General features: G+C 72.6%; 21 protein-coding genes and 1 pseudogene. 16 read left to right on the top strand and 6 right to left on the bottom strand.

Features of this window, described 5'->3' with window-relative positions:
• Positions 1-251 precede the first annotated feature (251 nt).
• Complete coding sequence (locus ACFC0B_RS03445; RefSeq protein ID WP_376081493.1) at positions 252-1,691, top strand: hypothetical protein; 1,440 nt, start codon at positions 252-254, stop codon at positions 1,689-1,691.
• Positions 1,692-1,902: 211 nt separating this feature from the next.
• Here ACFC0B_RS03445 and ACFC0B_RS03450 read toward each other — a convergent pair whose 3' ends face one another.
• Together ACFC0B_RS03450 and ACFC0B_RS03455 are read right to left on the bottom strand one after the other, a co-directional pair.
• Positions 1,903-2,139, bottom strand: a complete 237-nt coding sequence (locus ACFC0B_RS03450; RefSeq protein WP_376081495.1) for a hypothetical protein — start codon at positions 2,137-2,139, stop codon at positions 1,903-1,905.
• A 30-nt stretch (positions 2,140-2,169) separates the two neighbouring features.
• The gene (locus tag ACFC0B_RS03455) at positions 2,170-2,481 is read right to left on the bottom strand and encodes a hypothetical protein (protein WP_376081498.1); all 312 of its coding nucleotides are present in this window, start codon (positions 2,479-2,481) and stop codon (positions 2,170-2,172) included.
• Between the two features lie 558 nt (positions 2,482-3,039).
• Between ACFC0B_RS03455 and ACFC0B_RS03460 the strand changes: the two genes are divergently transcribed.
• Together ACFC0B_RS03460 and ACFC0B_RS03465 are read left to right on the top strand one after the other, a co-directional pair.
• On the top strand, positions 3,040-3,387 hold the full coding sequence (locus tag ACFC0B_RS03460; RefSeq protein WP_376081500.1) for a hypothetical protein: 348 nt from the start codon (positions 3,040-3,042) through the stop codon (positions 3,385-3,387).
• A 227-nt stretch (positions 3,388-3,614) separates the two neighbouring features.
• Positions 3,615-4,253 carry an HAD family hydrolase gene (locus tag ACFC0B_RS03465; RefSeq protein ID WP_376081503.1) on the top strand — a complete coding sequence of 213 codons (639 nt, stop codon included), beginning with the start codon at positions 3,615-3,617 and terminating at the stop codon, positions 4,251-4,253.
• Here the strand turns inward: ACFC0B_RS03465 and ACFC0B_RS03470 are convergent.
• Complete coding sequence (locus ACFC0B_RS03470) at positions 4,233-5,540, bottom strand: helix-turn-helix domain-containing protein (RefSeq protein ID WP_376081506.1); 1,308 nt, start codon at positions 5,538-5,540, stop codon at positions 4,233-4,235. The two genes, ACFC0B_RS03465 and ACFC0B_RS03470, sit on opposite strands and share 21 nt — an antisense overlap.
• A 254-nt stretch (positions 5,541-5,794) precedes the next feature.
• On the opposite strand from ACFC0B_RS03470, the gene ACFC0B_RS03475 reads away from it, so the two are divergent.
• Complete coding sequence (locus ACFC0B_RS03475) at positions 5,795-6,181, top strand: hypothetical protein (protein ID WP_376081509.1); 387 nt, start codon at positions 5,795-5,797, stop codon at positions 6,179-6,181.
• Positions 6,182-6,376: 195 nt separating this feature from the next.
• On the opposite strand, the gene ACFC0B_RS03480 is transcribed toward ACFC0B_RS03475, so the two are convergent.
• Positions 6,377-7,747: a tetratricopeptide repeat protein gene (locus ACFC0B_RS03480; RefSeq protein WP_376081510.1), complete on the bottom strand. Its 1,371-nt coding sequence runs from the start codon at positions 7,745-7,747 to the stop codon at positions 6,377-6,379.
• 253 nt (positions 7,748-8,000) lie between these two features.
• On the opposite strand from ACFC0B_RS03480, the gene ACFC0B_RS03485 reads away from it, so the two are divergent.
• From ACFC0B_RS03485 to ACFC0B_RS03510, 6 genes are all read left to right on the top strand, one after another.
• Entirely contained in the window at positions 8,001-8,411 is a 411-nt protein-coding gene (locus ACFC0B_RS03485) for a hypothetical protein (RefSeq protein ID WP_376081513.1), read from the top strand.
• A complete protein-coding gene (locus ACFC0B_RS03490; RefSeq protein WP_376081515.1) occupies positions 8,408-8,614 on the top strand; it encodes a hypothetical protein in 207 nt (68 codons plus the stop codon). The genes ACFC0B_RS03485 and ACFC0B_RS03490 overlap by 4 nt, the downstream gene beginning before the upstream one ends.
• A 17-nt stretch (positions 8,615-8,631) precedes the next feature.
• Entirely contained in the window at positions 8,632-9,081 is a 450-nt protein-coding gene (locus ACFC0B_RS03495) for a hypothetical protein (RefSeq protein WP_376081516.1), read from the top strand.
• A 42-nt stretch (positions 9,082-9,123) separates the two neighbouring features.
• A complete protein-coding gene (locus ACFC0B_RS03500) occupies positions 9,124-9,771 on the top strand; it encodes a hypothetical protein (protein ID WP_376081518.1) in 648 nt (215 codons plus the stop codon).
• Positions 9,772-10,304: 533 nt separating this feature from the next.
• On the top strand, positions 10,305-11,300 hold the full coding sequence (locus ACFC0B_RS03505) for a hypothetical protein (RefSeq protein WP_376081521.1): 996 nt from the start codon (positions 10,305-10,307) through the stop codon (positions 11,298-11,300).
• A 73-nt stretch (positions 11,301-11,373) separates the two neighbouring features.
• On the top strand, positions 11,374-12,420 hold the full coding sequence (locus ACFC0B_RS03510) for a hypothetical protein (RefSeq protein ID WP_376081523.1): 1,047 nt from the start codon (positions 11,374-11,376) through the stop codon (positions 12,418-12,420).
• Between the two features lie 36 nt (positions 12,421-12,456).
• Here ACFC0B_RS03510 and ACFC0B_RS03515 read toward each other — a convergent pair whose 3' ends face one another.
• Positions 12,457-13,107: a hypothetical protein gene (locus tag ACFC0B_RS03515; RefSeq protein ID WP_376081526.1), complete on the bottom strand. Its 651-nt coding sequence runs from the start codon at positions 13,105-13,107 to the stop codon at positions 12,457-12,459.
• A gap of 53 nt (positions 13,108-13,160) precedes the next feature.
• Here ACFC0B_RS03515 and uppS point away from each other — a divergent pair, with 53 nt between their 5' ends.
• Entirely contained in the window at positions 13,161-13,784 is a 624-nt protein-coding gene (uppS, locus tag ACFC0B_RS03520) for a polyprenyl diphosphate synthase (protein ID WP_376081529.1), read from the top strand.
• Positions 13,781-14,653, top strand: a complete 873-nt coding sequence (locus tag ACFC0B_RS03525; protein WP_376081532.1) for a hypothetical protein — start codon at positions 13,781-13,783, stop codon at positions 14,651-14,653. Before uppS ends, ACFC0B_RS03525 begins: the two co-directional genes overlap by 4 nt.
• 20 nt (positions 14,654-14,673) lie before the next feature.
• Here ACFC0B_RS03525 and ACFC0B_RS03530 read toward each other — a convergent pair whose 3' ends face one another.
• Positions 14,674-15,462: an isoprenyl transferase gene (locus ACFC0B_RS03530; protein ID WP_376081534.1), complete on the bottom strand. Its 789-nt coding sequence runs from the start codon at positions 15,460-15,462 to the stop codon at positions 14,674-14,676.
• Between the two features lie 93 nt (positions 15,463-15,555).
• Between ACFC0B_RS03530 and ACFC0B_RS03535 the strand changes: the two genes are divergently transcribed.
• From ACFC0B_RS03535 to ACFC0B_RS03550, 4 genes and pseudogenes are all read left to right on the top strand, one after another.
• Positions 15,556-16,230: a hypothetical protein gene (locus ACFC0B_RS03535; RefSeq protein WP_376081537.1), complete on the top strand. Its 675-nt coding sequence runs from the start codon at positions 15,556-15,558 to the stop codon at positions 16,228-16,230.
• Positions 16,227-16,829: a hypothetical protein gene (locus ACFC0B_RS03540; protein ID WP_376081540.1), complete on the top strand. Its 603-nt coding sequence runs from the start codon at positions 16,227-16,229 to the stop codon at positions 16,827-16,829. Before ACFC0B_RS03535 ends, ACFC0B_RS03540 begins: the two co-directional genes overlap by 4 nt.
• Positions 16,830-17,037: 208 nt before the next feature.
• Positions 17,038-17,193: pseudogene (locus ACFC0B_RS03545) on the top strand (glycerol-3-phosphate dehydrogenase); the annotation flags it as partial.
• Positions 17,194-17,341: 148 nt separating this feature from the next.
• Positions 17,342-17,797 (top strand): hypothetical protein, encoded by a 456-nt coding sequence (locus tag ACFC0B_RS03550; RefSeq protein ID WP_376081542.1) that lies wholly within the window; start codon positions 17,342-17,344, stop codon positions 17,795-17,797.
• The last annotated feature ends 42 nt before the right edge of the window (positions 17,798-17,839 follow it).

Raw genomic sequence — 17,839 nt, forward strand, 5'->3', positions numbered from 1 at the left:
GTCCGCCGCCGCACCGGCACCACCCGCCCCACCACCGTCGCGCGGCCCCACCCGGGGCCTGACCGGAAACCGCCGTTCCGGCCGGGCCGCCGGGGGAGCCGGCGCGATCCCGCCAAGCTGCCCCGCGCGCCATTGACCCGGGCCGCCCCCGGCGGTTGGCTCGTCCCCAGCCGACCGCCGAGGGGGGCGGGCCGCGCGGCGGCGCTGCGCCGGTCGCGCGGTGAGGGCGCGAGCAGGGGAGGGAGCCCGCCATGACCACCGCACCACGGAGTTCACGGAGTTCACGGAGCTCACGGACGACGAGGGCCGTACGAACGGGGGCACTGCTGGCCGCCGCCGTTCTGGCCGGGGCCGCGGCGACCGGGACGGCCCAGGCCGACCCGGCGGGCAGCGGCCCGCCGTGGGCGCGCACCGCCCGGATCAGCACCGGCCTCGGCGGCGCCCAGCCCGACGGGCAGACCTCGCCCACCGGCCTGAGTGCGGACGGCCGTTGGGCCGTGCTCGGCTCCGACGCCGGCAACCTGGTGCCCGGCGACACCAACGGCGTGACCGACGTCTTCGTCCGCGACCTGCTCTCCGGCCGCACCGAGCGGGTCAGCCTCACCGCCTCGGGCGGACAGGCCGACGCCCACTCCTCCGAGGGCGCGATCGACGCCATCGGCCGCCACGTCGTCTTCACCTCCGACGCGGCGCTGGTCCCGGGCGACACCAACGGCGCCGAGGACATCTACCTCCGCGACCGCTGGACCGGCCGCACCGAGCGGATCACCGCCGGCGACCCGGCCCGCGAGGAACCCGCCCGCGGCTCCTTCACCCCGAGCATCAGCGCCGACGGCCGCTACGTGGCCTTCGCCTCGACCCGCACCGACCTGGTCCCCGGCGACACCCCGCCGCGGGACAACGTCTACGTGACCGACCGCTGGACCGGCACCACCCGCCTGATCACCGTGGGCGCGGACGGCACCCCGGCCAACCGGCCGTCCTTCTGGCCGGTGATCAGCGCCGACGGCGGAAGCGTCGGCTTCATCTCCCGGGCCACCAACCTCCTGCCGCCCGGCGAGGGCGGCGAGCCCGCGGCCGAGCCCGAGCCTGAGCCCGCCGACGCCCCCGGGCACGGCCTCGCCAAGCCCCGCCTCTACCCGTTCTACGTCCACGACCTCGCCACCGGCCGGACCAGCGGCGCCAGCACCGACGGGACCGGCGCGCTGCGCGGCGTGAACAGCGGCACCCTCAGCCCCGACGGCCGCCTCGCCGCCTACTCCCTGCTCGTCCCCGACGAGCCGGACGGCAGCGGCTGGCGGACCCACCTGGAGATCCTCGTCCGCGACCTGCGCACCGACACCGTGCGCCGCCTGCCGACCGCCCTGCCCGGCACCCGCACCACCGGCCACTCCTACGACCCGGTGATCGCCCCCGGCAACCGCTGGGTGTACTTCACCTCCTCCGCCGACAACTTCGTCGCGGACGACACCAACGGCGCCGACGACGTCTTCCGCCACGACCTGTGGACCGGCCGCACCGAACGGGTCAGCCTCTCCTCCGACGGCACCCAGTCCACCGGCGCCTCCTACACCGCCGTGGTCGGCGGCCTCGGCACCACCGTCCTCTTCTCCTCCGAGGACGGCACCCTCGTCCCCGCCGACACCAACGGCTGGACCGACGCCTTCAGCCGCCACGTCCTGCCCTTCTGACAGCGAGGATGCTCATGGGCGTCTCCCGGTGGGGTCTGCCCCGTCTTCCGGCTGACCCCGGGTCCTCAACGGGATCTGTCGGCCCCACCCGGGAGGCGTTCGTGTTGCATCCGCCGGTCCGGCTTGCGTGACGACGGTGTCCGCCTCGACTGCATCCTCGCCGCGCCGTGCCACCGTGCCGCCGGTGGCCTCGTCGGTGGGAACGCCCTTCTCAGGTCCGTTTGGAGGCGAGTGTCCGGGTGGCCAGGTCGACGCGGTAGTTCTCGACCACGTCCGTCAGGCGTCCGACCACCTCCTGAGGGTCGCCGTCGGTGCTGACCTCCGGAACGTCCAACTCCGTAACGCGCTCACCCGCCTGCGGCCGAAGGCGGGCCACCGGTGCGCCGGGAGGGGACGCCACGAGGGCGGAGATGAATCCCTGCTCGTCGTGTACGACAGAAACGCGCATGTCGAGTTCCTCCAGCGATCTCGGGCGCGGTCAGGTGGTGGTACGGGTGAGGTAGGCGGTGTAGGACGTGACGGTCCCCTGCCCGCTCAGCCCGCTGTTCCTCGGCTTCGCCCAGAGGTAGGACTGGACATTGCCGATGTCCCCGGAGCCGATGTCCGTCTTGCCCACCGAGACGTCGTCGAACGTCAGCCAGTAGAGGGTCTGCCGCAAGTCGGTGACGGGGTGGGCGGACAGGGTGAAGGTGCCCTGGTCGAAGAACGGATCAGGGCCCCACGTGACCTCTGAGCGGGACCCCGGGGGCAAGGTCTGGACGAAGTAGTAGGAAAACGTCTGAGTGGCCATCGCGTCCTCCTGGATGCGCGGACGTCCGGATCGGCGCCTGCCGCGGTTCCCGGAGCCCTGCCACTCGTGTGCCGCGCGTCGTCCGCGCCGGCTGCCCGAGGTACTCGCGATCGGGCCTCATGTGCAGCCGAACCGCCGGCCGCGCCGTTTACCTTCTCTCTTCACGGTCATTCCCCCGGCCCAGTGCCGCAAGTCGATCAGGCCGGTGCGGTTCCACACCGGCCGGAGTCCGCGCGGCCCCAGGTCAGGCCGAGGGCGTCATCCTCCATGTCCTGCTTCACCGGTGTATCGGCGGGCCCGCCATTGCCAACTCCGACCCGGCTCAACCGCACGGTCGGAAGCACCCCACCGCCTGGCCCGTCCGGGGCGGCGGAACATCGGGGCGAACGCCGGAACACGGCCGCCCTCGCCACGGCGCGGGCCCGTGAGGCTCGGGCTGCCGCCTCCTCCTCTTGCTGGAGCGCCTGCGACCGCACCTGGCGGCCGGCCACATCACGGGGCTGGACATCTCCGCGGTGGTGCTGGCCGCAGCCAGGTACCGCATGCTGGGGTGGCGACTTGGACCTGATGGAGAGCGGTGTACTGTCCCGGCCCGAGCTGCCCGACAACATGGAGCTGTACGCCTCCTACGCCGAGATGGCCATTGCCAACGGCGTCAGCCCCGATCTGCCCTCGCCGCACGTTGCTGCCGCGTCGCGGCTCCCGGACGACTTCCTCCCGTGTGCCCCGGGCAGCGCCACCGGCCGGACCCGGCCGGACATCGGGTGCCCTCAACGGCGTCAAGGTCTTCGACGGGGGATGAAGGCCCGCGGGGTGTCCAGCCCGGACCGCGCCTACGGCGCGCTCATGGCCAGCTACGAGCCCGAAGACCTGTTCGGACACCGCCGCATGGGCCTGATCAACTGAGTTGGCCCAACACCATGGCGCCGTGGGTCGGCTGATTGTCGATGATGCAGGTCAGAGTGGTGATCGGCTGGCTACGGCCGACGACTGGAGGCTCGGCCGGGTCGCCCGCCGAGGACGGGCCGCAGGCTCCTCCTGCTCCCGCGCGGCCTTCAGGGAACAGGGGCCGGCGTAGTCACATCTGGAGGGAGCTTGTTCCCGAAACGTGCTGGGCGGCCTAGGCTTCCGGGATGACGACATCTCCGGCGACTCGGTTCGGCGCGGTGGTATTCGACTTCTTCGGTGTCTTGACTTTTAACATGGTCGAGGTGATCCAGGGATTCGAAAGCCGGGAGAAGATCGTCCACGGTACGTTCCTTCGCGGGTGGGCCTCCCCCGAGGGACAGGAGCTGTTCCGCCGACTGGAGCTCGGCCAGATCACGCAGGAGGACTGGAACTCGGGTTTCGGCGAGCTGATCGGTGTCGAGCCTGCCGACTTGATGGCGCGGTACCTCCACGACGCCTTCCCCGCCTACGCGGTGCTCCAGGTCGCTCGTCAGGCGCGTGCAGCCGGGATCAAGACGGCGGTGCTGTCGAACTCGCTCGGTCGCCAACCGTTCGACCCGTACTCCGGGTTCGACCTCACCGGTGTGTTCGATGCGGTGGTGCTCTCCGCGGACGTCGGCGTCCGCAAGCCGGATCCGGCTGTCTTCCGGATCGTGTTGGACCGGCTTGGTGTGAGCGCGGATGAGTGCGTGTTCGTCGATGACAGCGAAACGAACCTGGAGGTTGCGGCGCGGCTCGGCTTCACGCCGTTGCTCGGGCTGGACGAAGACGTGGTGGCCCGGCGCCTGCGCGAGCTGCTGCACCTACCCGGCGGTGGCCTGTAGGAAGTCCGCGACGGGCCGGTAGGCGGCGTGCGGGGCAAGTTTGGCCCGCAGCCCCTTGAGCTGGGAAGAGGAGCGGGCCGAGTCGACGGAGCCGAGGCAGGTAGCCGCCTGCCAGGCGGCGGCGACGGCCGCATCGAGGTCGGTAAGGGCGAGGCGGGCCTCAGCGGCGCGGGCCAGGTAGATGACGTGGCTGCGGGGGAACTCCTCGTTGACGCTGGGGTGTGCCCGCATGCCGGCCTCGAAGCGGCGCAGCGCCTCGGCCGGGTCGCCGAGGTCGAGCGCAGACGAGCCGGCGATCATCTCCACCTCCGAAGCGGTCACCCAGTAGAGGAAGTCGGGCTCGTCGTCCTGCGGGCCTTTGTCGAGCATGGCGTGTGCCAGGTGAAGTTGGCGAGCGGTCGCCGCCTTGGCCCCGGTCTTCGACAGCGCGCGGGCGGTGCGGGCGGCGAGCATGGCCTCCATGAGGGGGGTGCTGTGCCGCCCGAGCTGCGATCGGGCTGTCTCCAGGAGCGCCACCGCGCTGTTGGCCTGGCCGGTGGAGTAGAGCTGGACGGCCGCGAACGAGAGCGTGTAGGCGCCCCCGGCCGTGTCGCCTGCTTCGGCGGAGGCGCGCAGGGACGCGTCGAAGTACCGCTGGGCATCGCCAGGGCGGTGGCCTTGGTCGAAGGTGCACCAGGCGACCTGCCGCGCCGCTTCGCCGGCGAGACGGAGCAGGCGGTTCGCGGCGGCCCCGTGGTAGCGGCCGGCTTTGAGGAGGGTCACCGCGAGGGACAGCTCCCCGGAGGCCTGCTCGCGGACATCCTTGCTGCCGAGCTCGTCGTCCATCCGACGCAGGAGCTCAAGTCGACCCGCCATGTTGGCGAGCAAGGCCGTGCCCCCGGTGCTCCGCGTGCCCTCGGCAGCAGCGCTGGGGCGGGTGGGAAGGGCCTTGGCCCAGTTCCCCGCTGACACCGACAGTGCGGCTCCGGCCTTGACGAACCCCCGGCGATCCACTCGTCCGCTTCTCCCGTTCACGAGGTCAGTGAGGACCGGCAGAGTCGCCCCGTCCTGACCCCACGGAACGGCGGCCGGCACGGTCCCGTCATCGGCCAGCTCGCTTGCGAACCGTCCGTCCGTTCGCAGCGCCCGGTCGTAGGCCGCGGCCACGTCGACGGTCACCGACCTGTTCCCGTTCTCCACGTTGCGCAGGTACGCCGGGGTGAAGCTCGTTGCCTGGGCGAACTGCTCCCAGGACATCCCGGACTCCCGGCGCGCCTGGCGCAGATCGTTCCGTAGTCGCTCGGACATCGCGACGCTCCTCAGGATTTGGGATCGCTCATGGATCGGCATCCGCCATTGTTCCGGGGACGCTGGCGGTGTGTGCTTGGTTCAGCACAGATCGCCACCTGCACCAGCTGACGATTCGTCATCACTATCCCCCTGGAATCGTGTTGGCCCTGACCTCGAAGAGATTCCTCTCTAGCTCTTCCCCGCATCTGTGCCGTCCGCCCGCTTCGTCGCCGCAATCGGGCAGGTCCCCGTCCCCCTTTCGGAGTAACACCATGCTCAAACCCGCTTCACACAGCAACGGCACCACCAGAGTCGCCCTCTACGCCACATCGGAGGAGATCTCGCGCCCGCTGACCGCGCTCGGGCAGTGCGCGGAACTGGCGCAGCTCCGGCGCTGGGCGGTCTCGTCGTGCGAGGAATTCTGGGACTGCGCGCCGGTCGGTCGTCAGCGGCTCGACGCCAGGATGCAGTGGGGGCGGGCCTTGCAGCAGGCCGAGATCGGCATGGTGCAAGGGGTGGTCGTGCACCGGCTGGCGGACATGGTTCCGGACGCGGAGGCCTACGCCCGGCTCGCGGACTGGGCGGCCGACAACAGCGGCTCCTACGGCCAGCTGCACCTGGTGGGCCGGGCGCGGACGTCGTCGCTGGTGTCGGCGTGAGCACCGGGAGCGCGGTCGAGCAGGCACAGCAGGCCGCAGCGGAGCCCGCCGCGACTTTGGAGAAGCTGGCCTACGCCGTGATGCCGCAGGTGTGTGGTGGTGGACCTGATGGAGTGCGCGTATCCCCCGTACGTGCGGCGGCTGCGCGGCCGAGTCGTGACCAGGGCAGAGCGTCCTGGCCCGAGGTCCGTACGGTCAGGCCGCGAGCAGTGCGTCCCTGGCCTTCTCCGCCAGGGTGCCCGCCCCGCGTACGCCGCGGGTTCGGTAGCCGGCCATCGTCTTGCTGACGGTCTTGATGGACGCCGTGTTCCGCTCGGATGCGATCCCGTCCATCAGGTCCAGTGCCTCGTGCCATGCTGCCACCGCCTCGTCCATGCGGCCCTGCTTGTCCAGGGTGCTGGCCAGTTCATGCATGGTCAGCGCGTGGATCCGGCGGAACTCCTCCGGGTTGCGGCCGACCAGGGCGGCGCGGCGGTGCCGTTCGGCGCCGCTGTGGTCGCCGAGTTCGGACAGCGTCTTGCCGGTGTGCGAGCTGATGGTGGCGGCGACGGGTCCCACGGCCAGGGCGTACTGCGCCACCGGGTCGCCGGTGCGGCCGAGGGCGTCCTCGGCCGCGATCAGCGCGGCCGCGGCCTTGGTGCCCTGCCGTGTCGCCCCGTAGGCGCGGGCGGTGGTGATGAGCAGCAGTGCCCGGGTCTGGCTGTCGATGTGGCCGGCCGAGCGGCGAAGCGACTCCTCCGCAAGGTCGACGCAGTGGGCGGGCTGCTTGAGGTTCAACGCCTGGTGGGCGAGGGCGCGGAGCATCCACGCGCTGTGGCCTCGGTAGTCGGACTCGCACGCCAGCTGGTAGCCGAGCAGGTAGTAGCGCTGGGCGGCGCCTTCCTGGCCAAGATCGTGGTGCTTCCAGGCCAGGAGGTAGGCGAGTTCGGCGGTGGCGTCGAAGGCGTCCCGGCGCACGGTGTCGTCGCCGAACTGGCCGCGCAGCAGCGGTACCGCGGCGTCGGTGAGGTAGAAGGTGGCGGCCGCCAAGCCGTGGCCGCCGCCGAGCTGTTCGTCGGCGGCCCGGAACGCGCGAATGGTCTGGCGGACGGCCGCGATGTCGGCTCGGCCGACCCTGGTGCCACGCTCGTTGCTGCGCAAGGTGCGGGCGACGGCCTCGTGGTCGTAGCCGAGGGGCAGGGCGAGGGCGGCGGAGACGTAGACGGCGCGCTGCAGGAATGTTCGGCGGCTGGTGTCCATCAGGGTCCTCCCCAGGTCGGTGGTCGCGGCGATCGGATCCCCGGCCAGCACGGGAGCGTCCTGCGGCTGGTCGCCGTAGCCGATCTCCTCCAGTGTGACCACCTGCCCGGTGAGCTGAGCAAGGGCCTGCACCAGGTAGCGCGCGGACCGCCCCTTCGGGCGCCGGCCACTGCACCAGTTCGCGACGGTCGACTTGGTCGTCCGGACGTCCGGTTCGCCGTTGATGGCGGCCTGCTGGCAGTGGGCACGGGCCACGGCGTCGAGCCTCAGGCCATGGTCGGCGATGAACCGGTGCAGTGCGGTCCTGGGCTGCTCGGATGCCGTCATGAGTCCCACTCCGTGCTCGGCTGAAAACCCGGAAAACCACTTTCCGTGGTGACGACTGTACCCAGAGGAAGGAACCCGGTGTTGAGTATCACGTGTGCCGCTCAACGGCCACACGGTCGTCATCAAGGCGTCTGAGGCGCCGAGTTGGCCCCCCCGAAAAGGGGCGCCCCTCCAGCTCTTCCCCCGTATCTGCGCCGTCTGCACGCTTCACCATTGCAGTCGGCCAGGCTCCCGTCCCCTCCGGAGTATCGCCATGCTCAAATCTGCATCACACAACAGCCCCATCAGCAGAGTCGCCCTCTACGCCACGTCGGAGGGGATCTCGCGCCCGCTGACCGCGCTGGGGGAGTGCGCGGCCGCGGCGCAGCAGCGCCGTTGGGCGGTCTCGTCGCGTGAGGAGTTCTGGGACTGCGCGCCGGTGGGCCGGCAGCGGCTCGATGCCCGTACGCAGTGGGCGCGGGCGCTGCAGCAGGCCGAGATCGGCACGGTCCGGGGGATCGTCGTGCACCGGCTCGCTGACGTCGTCCCGGACGCCGAGGCCTACGCCCGGCTCGTGGAGTGGGCGGCTGACAACAACGTCTTCCTGCTGTTCGTGGACGGCGGCCCGTACGGGCCGTTGCACCTGGTGGGTCGGGAGCGGGCGTCGTCGGCGGTGTCGACGTGACGGCCGCAGGCGCGGTGGAGCGGGCGGAGCAGGCGGCGGCCGCGCTGTCCGCGGCGTTGGCCCGGATCGGCTGCGCGTTCCCGACGGTCGACGCCTACCCGGAGCCGGTGGGGCCGGCCGGGGAGGCGATGGTCCGGATCGGGCTGGTGCCCGCCGCGACCGCGACGGAGCTGGCCCGCTTCATCGACGAGCACTCGCCGTAGAGGAGGAGGGGAGCGGGATGCACGCGATGGACCTGATGGAGACCGCGACCAGGGCGAACGCCCCGCGTCTGCGCCGCAGGGTGATCGGGACGCTGCGGTCCTGGGACGTGCCACTTGACGACGACACTGCCTTCGCCGTCGGCGTCGTCGTCAGCAACGTCTTCGGCGCGGCTCTGCGGCCTCCGAGGTGGCAGGGGCAGTTGGCCACCGTCCGGCTGGTCCTTGTCGGCCGGGCGCTGACCGTCGAGGTGCTGACCGGCACGGGTGCCTTCCCGACGCGGCGCACACCGAGCGCCGGCCGGCTCCCGGAGATCCTGGCCATCCACACCACCGACACCGGGATCGAGCAGCGTCTGCGCGGCACGCGGGTGTGGGCCACCACCCTGCTGCCCGCGGGCGCGCCTCGGCGCCGTGCCCGCCACCGCTTCCGGCGCCTGCGGCACCGGTGGGCCCGCGCCTTCTCCTGAACCAACTCGTGCTTCCGACTCATCGATGTGAGGGATCCGACCGTGTCCGCCCCGCTCCAGGAGTTCGCCTCCGCCCCGTTCCCGCCGCTGGTGTCGGCCCTGCCGCCGGCCAACCCGGATGGCTTGCGCCGGCTCGCCGGCCTGCACCCGGACCCGCCGTCGTGCCTGGACGCCTGGGCGGACGGGCGCCTGGCCGGGATCCCGTACGAGCGGGTGTGGGCGCTGCGGGTGACCGCGACGGTCGGCTACCGGCTGCTGCACGTGCTGGCCGAGCACGGGCCCGTCCTGCACACCTTCTCCACCGGGACGGTGTCCTTCCTGACCGTTCCGGACCGGTGGGTGGCAGTGCCACCGGAAGTGGGCGAGCTGCTCACCGAGGGGGTGCTGCCGTGTCCGGCGCCGGGCCGCGCGCTGCCCAGGCGCAGGCCGGCGCCGCCCGTCGCCCACAGGAGTCCCGGCGGGGAGGAAGCAGTCGCCCGGGCCGCGGACAGGCGGCCGTACTGGATGGTGGAGCCGGACGGCAGCGGCGGTCTGTGGGACCCGCCGGCGCTTCTGGCCGCCGTGTGCGACGAGTACGACTTCCTGCACGGCCTGCCCGACGACGAGCGGCACGACAACGCGCCGACGCCGGTCGCGGGCCCGGACGCGGATGCCTTCGCGCGGTTCCACGCGGCCGCGCGAAGAGCCTGAGACTCCCCGGGGCGCTGTCGGCGGGGGCCGCCGGCACCTCGGGGGTTCACCTTCCACCGCGTTCGGGGCGGGTGGAAGGGCGGGGCGGGAGAGCAGCGCGCCGACGGCGCGCCAGGTTCACCGCTCCCGGCGGACACCCGGCGCGCCTTCGCGCGGGGTGCCTCCGCGAGCTGCCGCCGCCGGCGGGAACGGTGCGGGCGGCGGCACCCCGGGTGGGGGCCGGCGTCATGAGGGTGGGCCGGCCCCCACCACCTCCTTCACCCCACCCCGGCCCGCGCCCACCCTCGGGCCGGGCCCCCGAATGCCGGGCTGCCCCGGCGTGATGACCACCCCGTGTGCCGAGCGGGCACACGGGGCGACGGCCGACGGCCAGGGCGCGACCCGCCCACGCCGACCGGCACCGCGACGGCCCGGCCAGCCCGGTGTTCTGGGGAGGACATCGGACCGGGACGGCCGGGCCGCCGCGGCCACCGAGCCGATGCAGAGCCCCTTCCCCTTCCCCTACCGACCCGCGACCGGACGGCCCTCTCACCGTGACCGATACCCCCGGCCTGCCGCCCCTGGGCGACGACGTTCTCGGCCGCCAGCTGCGCCACCTGCGCACATGCCAGAACCGCACTCCCGGCGACATCGCCCACACCGCCAACCGCCTCGCCCCCGGAGCCCCGCCCATCACCCCCCGGGACGTCCAGGAGGTGGAGGCCGGCCGCGGCAGGGCGCTGCGCGAAGCGGCGGCCGCCGGCCGCCTGGGCGCCTTCCTGGGCGCCTACGACACCGGCCTGGTCGCGCTCGCCGACATCCACCACGCCGCGACCCAGGCCGCCCGAACCGACCTGGGCCGTAGCTGGTGGGACGACGGGCCCGGCGCCCCGCACCGCTACCAGCTCCTCGAACGCGCCGCCGAAAGCCTGCTGCTGGCCGCCGTCACCGCCGTCCCCGCACCGCTTCTGCGCACCCACCTGGCGAGCCGGGCGCTGGTCCTGGAGGAACCCGACGGGCCGGCGACGGCCGCGGCGCTGAAGCCGCGGACGCTGGCGCCGGGCGGCTGCCCGGTATGCCGGATCTACCGGGCGGACCTGCTCGTCGACGGCGGGCCAGTCCTGGTGTGGCGCCAGGCCCTCGCGCGGGCCCGCAAGACGGCCTTCGACCATCGGATCCTGCGGTCCGGCGCCGACACCGTCCTGCTCCTGGCCGAAGACCTGCTGCACCCCGAACACAGCGGACTGCCCGTCGGCGTGCACGCCGACCAGATGTCCCACCTGGCACACCTCGCCCGCACCACCCGCCTTCAGGTGCGCATCCTGCCCCAGACCACCGGCACCGACCTGCGGTTCGACACCACCGAACTCGTCCTGAACGGACGCACCGTCACCGCCAGCCCCGACGACACCCTCGTCGACTACCTCGACGGCCAGGACACCACGCTCCACCAGGCCGTCGAGACCTCCCACGACCCCCAGGACAGCCTCCGCCTCCTGGAGAAGGCCGCCACCGGAACGCTGCGCCGAGGAGGACGTTCCCCATGGTGACCACGCGCCCACCCAGGAGGAGCCAGGCCGAGGCGACCGTCCGCGGCCACGACGACAAGGTGACCGGGCGGCCGTGCCCGACCTGCGGGCGCGCCGTCGCGCTCACCGCCGACCAGCACTCCGTCCTGCTCTACATCGCGGCGGGCTGGACCGCCGCCGCCATCGCCGCCCACACCGCCGGCGCGAACGCGACATCCACAGCCAGTTCGTCGCCCTGCGCACGGCCCTCGACGCCGCGACCATCGTGCAGGCCGTCGACACCGGCTGCCGCCTGGGACTGATCCCGCTCGCCCTGCCCACCCCCGACCTCGCCTCCCTCGGCGACACCCACATCACGGTCATCGCCCTCGCCGCCGCCGGCCACACCATGGCCGAGACCGCCCAGGTGACCGATCTGAGCGAACGCGAGGTCGGCGCGCTGCGCAATGCCGTCTACGGCGCGCTCGGGGTGTCCGACCCGGCGGCCGCGGTCGTCGTGCTGCACGCCCTCGGCAGGCTCCCGGCCACCCACCCCTGCGCGCGCGCCGGCTGCATCGAGGCGAACCGCCAGACGGGACCGGAGGCCGTCCGGGACGCCGTCCGGCGCGGCTTCGAGCAGCTGCTGCGGAAGGCCGACACGCAGGCGGCGTACGCCACCGCGGTGCGTCGCCTGCACGCGGTCACCTCCCGCCTTGACACCGCCACCCGCGACCTGCAGCACGCGACCGACATGGTCGCGGCCGCCGAGGCCCAGGCGCAGCAGGCCCTGGGGCAGGCCCATTCCGTCGCCGAAGCCCTGGACCGTCTGGCCGGTGCGTTTCCGCTGGTGCAGGACGCGATCCGGCAGGCCCGGGAGGCCGGCCGCATCGCGGCCAAGGCCGACGAGCGGGCCCGTGATCTGCTGGTCGCGGTCAAGGAGGGCAGGCAGCAGGCGGAGGTCCTGGGCGAGCTCATCGGGGACGCGCGGCTGATGTGGATGGACATGGGCCCGGCAGTGAAGACGCTCGCCGAGCACCGCACGACCACCGGGCCCGCTGTGCCCGGGCGGGTTCCGGACGATCCTGCCTTCGGCGGCCGGCCGCCGATCCCGCAGGAGTGCCGGCCGTGGCGCCGCTGGGCGGCCGACGGGCAGGAGGGGTAGTCCGTGGCGGTGTTCTTCTTCGACCGGGCGAGGATCTCAGCGGCCTGCGAGGACCCGACCGGCGTGGTGGACGAAGTCCTCGACGTCCGATTGCCCGCGCCAGGGCCCGAACGCGGTGGTGGCCTCGCGCAGGTAGCCGCGGGCGCGAGCGGAGCGCACCGGCGAGAGGATTGCCACTGCCCGGGTGCCGGCGGTCAGCGCGGAGGAGAGGTCGCCGATCTGCAGGTGGGCGACGGCTTCGACGGTGTGGCGGATGCCGGTGGCGCGGGCGAAGTCACTCGCCGACATGGGCCCGGCCTGGACACTCCAGCGCAGCGCGGCCGAGGGCTGGCGCAGGTCGGTGTGGATCTCGGCGGCGTCCGTGCTGAGCCGCTGGTGGGTCATGTAGGCGAGGTGCACCGGATCCCGGTCGGGTCGTACGGCATCCAGCAGGTGCTCGCACTCGGCGAGCGCCCGGCCGGCCGCCGGGGAGTCGCCGGCCCGGCCGTGCGCGCGGGCCTCGGCCAGTTTGATGAACGCGAGCGTGCGGGGCGCGGCGTGGCGGCGGGCACGGTCGAAGGCGCCCTGGGCCATGTCGATCGCCTCCTGCGGGTAGCCGCGAAGCATCGCCTGAAGGCTCATCGTCGCCAGGGTGTACGCGCCCGCCTCGACGTCCCCCGCTGCCCGGGCCAGGCGCAGGGACTGCACAGCACTTGGGGATCGTCCTTGACGGGAACCGGCGCTGGGCCCGCCGCCACGGAATGGCCACCCCCACCGACGGCCACCGCATCGGCTTCGCCCGCACCCCCCAGGTCCTGGACTGGGTGGACCGGGCCGGGATCCCCCACGTCACCCTGTGGGTGCTCTCCACGGAGAACTTGCGCCGCGACCCGGCCGAGGTCGAGGTGGTCATGGACGTGCTCTGCGAGACCGTGCGCCGTCTCGCCCTTCAGGAACGGTGGCGCGTACGACACCTCGGCACGACCGACGGCCTGAGCGAACGCCTCAAGCGCATCCTCGCGCTCGCCGAAGAACACACCGATCGGCCCGCCCGGATGACCGTCAACCTCGCCATCGGCTACGGCGGGCGCCGCGAGATCGTGACCGCCGTGCGCGCCGCCCTCGCACACACCATCCAGCACGGCGCCACCGCGGCCGAGGCCGCCGAACACCTCACCCCCGAACAGATCACCCGCCAGATCGGCAACGGCCGGCCCGAGCCGGATCTGATCATCCGCACCAGCGGCGAACTGCGTTCCTCCGGCTTCCTGCTGTGGAGCGCAGCCGACGCCCGCTGGTGGTTCACCCCCACCCTGTGGCCCGACTTCGACCGCCGCCACCTACGACGCGCCCTGATCCACTACCGAAAGGCCCAGCAACGATGAACACCACCGCCACCCACCCCCACGACCACAATGTCGGCGGTGGCCGGATCGTCACCCTTCTCGGGACCGACGCCGCAGGCAAGGACACCGTGGCCACCGCCCTGTGCACCAGGATCGAACAGCTGGGCGGCAAGGCGGAGAACATGGCCCGCCGCACCTACCTGCTCGACCAGCCTGCCGGCCACGCCGCCGACCTCAACCGCACCCTCTACGACGGCGCACTGAGGGCCTTCTACTCCGGCGCCCTCACCCACAACGGCACCGAACTGGCCGCCGAGATGCCCTCCACCGGCGACCTGCGCGACCGCACCCTGGAACAGCGACTGGCCGGTTCCGAGATCACCCGCAACGACCCGCGCACCATGCTCACCAGCGCGGTCACCGAGATCGCCGGAGCCATGGCCTACTGGCAGACGGTGCTCCACCCGCGCGCCGCCGAGACCGGCAACGTCCTCGTCGACTCCTGCCACCTCATCCGCTCCGTCATCAAGACCTGCGCCATCGTCCAGCACCACTGCGGGCCCGGCTCACTGCTGCACCGGCAGGCCGAACAGACCATGGACACCGCCGCCACCCTGCTGCGCCCGACGTCGGGACTGGTCGTGCCGGTGGTGCTGCGGGTGCGCCCGGAGGTGGCGTACGAGCGGCGCACCGCGCAGTTCGGGCGGCTGGGCCCGCTGGAGCACTACGGGGCGGTCGGCGGCTACGCGACCCGCGAGGCCTTCCTCGACCTCCAGCACCGGGTGCAGCGGGAGCTGGACGAGCGGGTGTGCGCCGACTGGCGGTGCGTGGTGGTGGACATGAACGGCGACGTCTCGTGGCCGGCGGCGGTCGACCAGATCCTGGCCGACGGGCGGATGCGGCCGTGACCGCCGCCGGCCCGCCGCGGCTACTTGCCGAAGCGGCGTTCCCGCAGCCCGTACGAGCGCAGCGCCCGCAGGAAGTCGACGCGGCGGAAGTCCGGCCAGCACACGTCCTCGAAGTACATCTCGCTGTACGCGCTCTGCCACAGCAGGAAGCCGGACAGCCGCTGCTCGCCCGAGGTGCGGATGATCAGGTCCGTCCGGTCGGCGCCGTGGCTGTTGTAGAGGTTCGCGCTGATGTGGTCGATGTCGATGGTGTCGGCGAGTTCGGCCGGATCGCCGCCGGCCTCGATGTGGCGGCGGAAGGCGGTGCGCACGGCGTCCACGATCTCACGGCGGCCGCCGTAGCCGACGGCGACGTCCACCAGCATGCCGCCGCGTGCCTCGGTGGCCGCGGCGGCCTCCTTGAGCGCGGCGGCATGCTCGGCGGGCAGCAGGTCGAGACTGCCGATGACCCGCACCCGCCAGGGCATCCCGGATGCGGCCAGGCCGGCCACGGTGTCCTGGATGATGCCGAGCAGCGGAACCAGCTCCTTCTCCGGCCGTCCCGCCATGTTGTCGTCGGACAGCATGAACAGGCTGACGTGCTCGACACCGGCGTCCTGGCACCAGCCCAGGAACTCACCGACCTTCGCGCCACCGACGCGGTACCCCTCGGCGACGTCCCGGTGGCCGGCCGCCCGCGCCCACCGCCGGTTGCCGTCCAACATGATCCCGACGTGCCGCGGCGGCTCCATCCCGGCGAGCCCCTTGATCACCCGGCTCTCGTACAGCGGCATCACCGCGTCACGCATCCACGTGGGCAGCAGGCCCATGACCCCTCCTCGGACAAACCCGGATCAACTGGACGATAAGGGTAGCAGGGAAACCGTCAACTCCCTTACACGTCAAGGCGCTTAGGAGTGAACTTGAAGACCGTGACCGACCTGGACGTCCGCCTGGACGCCGTGGACTGGGGCGACCCGCGGGAACACGTCATCGACGCCGCCGCCATCCTGCGCGACCTCGCCGACAACCGGGAACTGCTCAGCTCCCTCGTCCACGGGGTGCCGGACACCCCGCGCCTGATGGCGCGCTCCGAACAGCACCCGGTGATGACCCGGCTCCTGCTCACCGAGCACCCCGAAGCCCGCTGGTGCCTGCGCCTGCACTACTTCCACGGCGCACTGCGCGACCTCACGCCGCACACCCACAAGCGCCCCTTCGTCGCCCGCACCCTCACCGGGAACTACCTGCACGCCTGGCACCGCCGCACCGACGGCCGAGAAGCCGGCCCCTTCACCAGCGCCGAGCTCACCCCCGGGATCATCGCGGTGGAGAACGCCGGCACCGGCTACGGCCTCGGCGACCCCCTGATCCACCAGACCATCATGGAGGCCGGCACCGCGACGCTGTTCCTGTCCGGCCCCGACGGACAGCCCACCTGGTGGGCCGCCGAGGACGACCTCAACGGCGGCGTCCAGCAGATGAAGCAGGACGACGCCTCCGGACGCTCCTTCCCCCTCACCCCCGAAGGCCACACCACCGTCGCCCGCGACCTCGCCGAACGCGGCATCATCACCGCCCGGACGGAGCTCCTGTGACCCCCGCCCCCGCCTACACCGCCGTTCCCAAGCCCGTCCTCGACCTGCTCGACCTCTCCGGCCACGCCCGCGACGTCCCCGCCGCCGGCGCCCCCCTCGCCCCTGGGTGGCTCCCCTCCATCATCACCGTCGTCCGCGCCCTGCTGGCCGACGCCGACCCGAACAACGCCCACCGCTCCTACACCGGCCACGGCCGCACCGACCTCTACCTCGGCACACACGACCAGGACTCCTGGTACCTGCGCCTCGCGGCCGACAACCACACGGCCCCCACCGCCGCAACCGACAAGGCCGCCGTCCTCACCCTGACCGGCACCGCCCTCCTGGAGGGCTACGCCAACGAGACGCGGGCAGAGGCCGGCCAGCCCCAGTACATGCGCGAGTTCGGACCGGAGTCGGTGCACTTCGTCTACCCCGGAACCGTGCACACCGCCGAGCTCAGCCACGACGCCTGCCAGCTCGTCGTCGTCCGCGGAACCCTCACCGTCCACGGCACGGTCCTCACCGGCGACCAATACCTCGACGCAGCGCTCGAAGCCCGCGAATACCTCGCCGCCACGCTCACCACCACCTCGACCGCCTCTCTTCCCACCACATAGCCGTAGCGCAACGCGGGGCGGCCGAACGTGCGACCGGCCGCCCCGCGTAGTCCACCCAGACCGAGGTCATGCTCACAGAGGCCGAACGCACACTCCCCACCCTCGCCGCCGCCCCTGACCGGCACGCCCCCGTCTCCGCCGCTCAGTACGCTGCCGTGAACGGGCCCGCCGGCGCGGGCACCGGATCCACGACCCCCTGGAGGTAGGGATGACCCGCGTCGCAGTGCTGTGGGCCGGCTCGTGGGGAACCGCGTTCGCGCAGGTCCTCGCCGACGCCGGGTGCGACGTCGTCCTCCACGCGCGCCGGCCCGAGATCGCGGACACGATCAACACCCGCGCGCAGAACCCCGACTACCTGCCCGGTATCGTCCTGCCCCACGCGGTGAAGGCCACCACCGAGGCGGACGACGCGCTCATCGGCGCCGTACTGTCCGCCCTGCGCTTCAAGGCCCAGACCCTCGACCCCGTCGACCGGACCGCCGCCGCCCCACCTGCGCGAACGCGTGATCCCGATGGTCGGTGTCCACACCCGCGCGCTCCTGGCGGCCGGCTACCCGGCCGCCGCGTTCTTCTCCCGCGACTTCACCATCGACACCGGCCAGATCGTCAACCAGGGACGCTCCCTCCACCTCTTCCGGGGCCTGGCCGCCACCGACGGCGAGCCCATGACCCTGCGGGAGGAACGCGGCTTCGGGCAGGCCAGCCTCTCCACCGTCCGCGGCCCGATCTGGCGGATCACCCCGCTGCCCTGGACCGACAGCCGCCTGCCGCTCGCCGTCACCGGCCGCAAGAACCCGCCGACCGAGCAGCCCACCGTCCTCATCGAGGAGATGGACCCCTGCCACCTCGCCCCCGTCATGCGCTCCACCGGCCGCCGGCTCCGCCAGTTCACCCTCACCGGCGTCGAGATCGAACACATCGCCCAGACCGACGCACGCGCCGCCCAAGGATTCCCCGGGGCAAGCTAGAACACCCCAACCTACCGACTCCTCCCAGTCGTTGATTCGGGA

This window comes from Kitasatospora sp. NPDC056184, from assembly GCF_042268405.1.
Classification (GTDB): domain Bacteria; phylum Actinomycetota; class Actinomycetes; order Streptomycetales; family Streptomycetaceae; genus Kitasatospora.

Excerpts from the sequence above, each read along its gene's own strand:
- ACFC0B_RS03445 (WP_376081493.1), top strand. The coding sequence starts at position 252 with ATGACCACCGCACCACGGAGTTCACGGAGTTCACGGAGCTCACGGACG.
- ACFC0B_RS03450 (WP_376081495.1), bottom strand. The coding sequence starts at position 2,139 with ATGCGCGTTTCTGTCGTACACGACGAGCAGGGATTCATCTCCGCCCTC.
- ACFC0B_RS03455 (WP_376081498.1), bottom strand. The coding sequence starts at position 2,481 with ATGGCCACTCAGACGTTTTCCTACTACTTCGTCCAGACCTTGCCCCCG.
- ACFC0B_RS03465 (WP_376081503.1), top strand. The coding sequence starts at position 3,615 with ATGACGACATCTCCGGCGACTCGGTTCGGCGCGGTGGTATTCGACTTC.
- ACFC0B_RS03470 (WP_376081506.1), bottom strand. The coding sequence starts at position 5,540 with ATGTCCGAGCGACTACGGAACGATCTGCGCCAGGCGCGCCGGGAGTCC.
- ACFC0B_RS03475 (WP_376081509.1), top strand. The coding sequence starts at position 5,795 with ATGCTCAAACCCGCTTCACACAGCAACGGCACCACCAGAGTCGCCCTC.
- ACFC0B_RS03480 (WP_376081510.1), bottom strand. The coding sequence starts at position 7,747 with ATGACGGCATCCGAGCAGCCCAGGACCGCACTGCACCGGTTCATCGCC.
- ACFC0B_RS03485 (WP_376081513.1), top strand. The coding sequence starts at position 8,001 with ATGCTCAAATCTGCATCACACAACAGCCCCATCAGCAGAGTCGCCCTC.
- ACFC0B_RS03495 (WP_376081516.1), top strand. The coding sequence starts at position 8,632 with ATGCACGCGATGGACCTGATGGAGACCGCGACCAGGGCGAACGCCCCG.
- uppS (WP_376081529.1), top strand. The coding sequence starts at position 13,161 with ATGGCCACCCCCACCGACGGCCACCGCATCGGCTTCGCCCGCACCCCC.
- ACFC0B_RS03525 (WP_376081532.1), top strand. The coding sequence starts at position 13,781 with ATGAACACCACCGCCACCCACCCCCACGACCACAATGTCGGCGGTGGC.
- ACFC0B_RS03530 (WP_376081534.1), bottom strand. The coding sequence starts at position 15,462 with ATGGGCCTGCTGCCCACGTGGATGCGTGACGCGGTGATGCCGCTGTAC.
- ACFC0B_RS03550 (WP_376081542.1), top strand. The coding sequence starts at position 17,342 with ATGGTCGGTGTCCACACCCGCGCGCTCCTGGCGGCCGGCTACCCGGCC.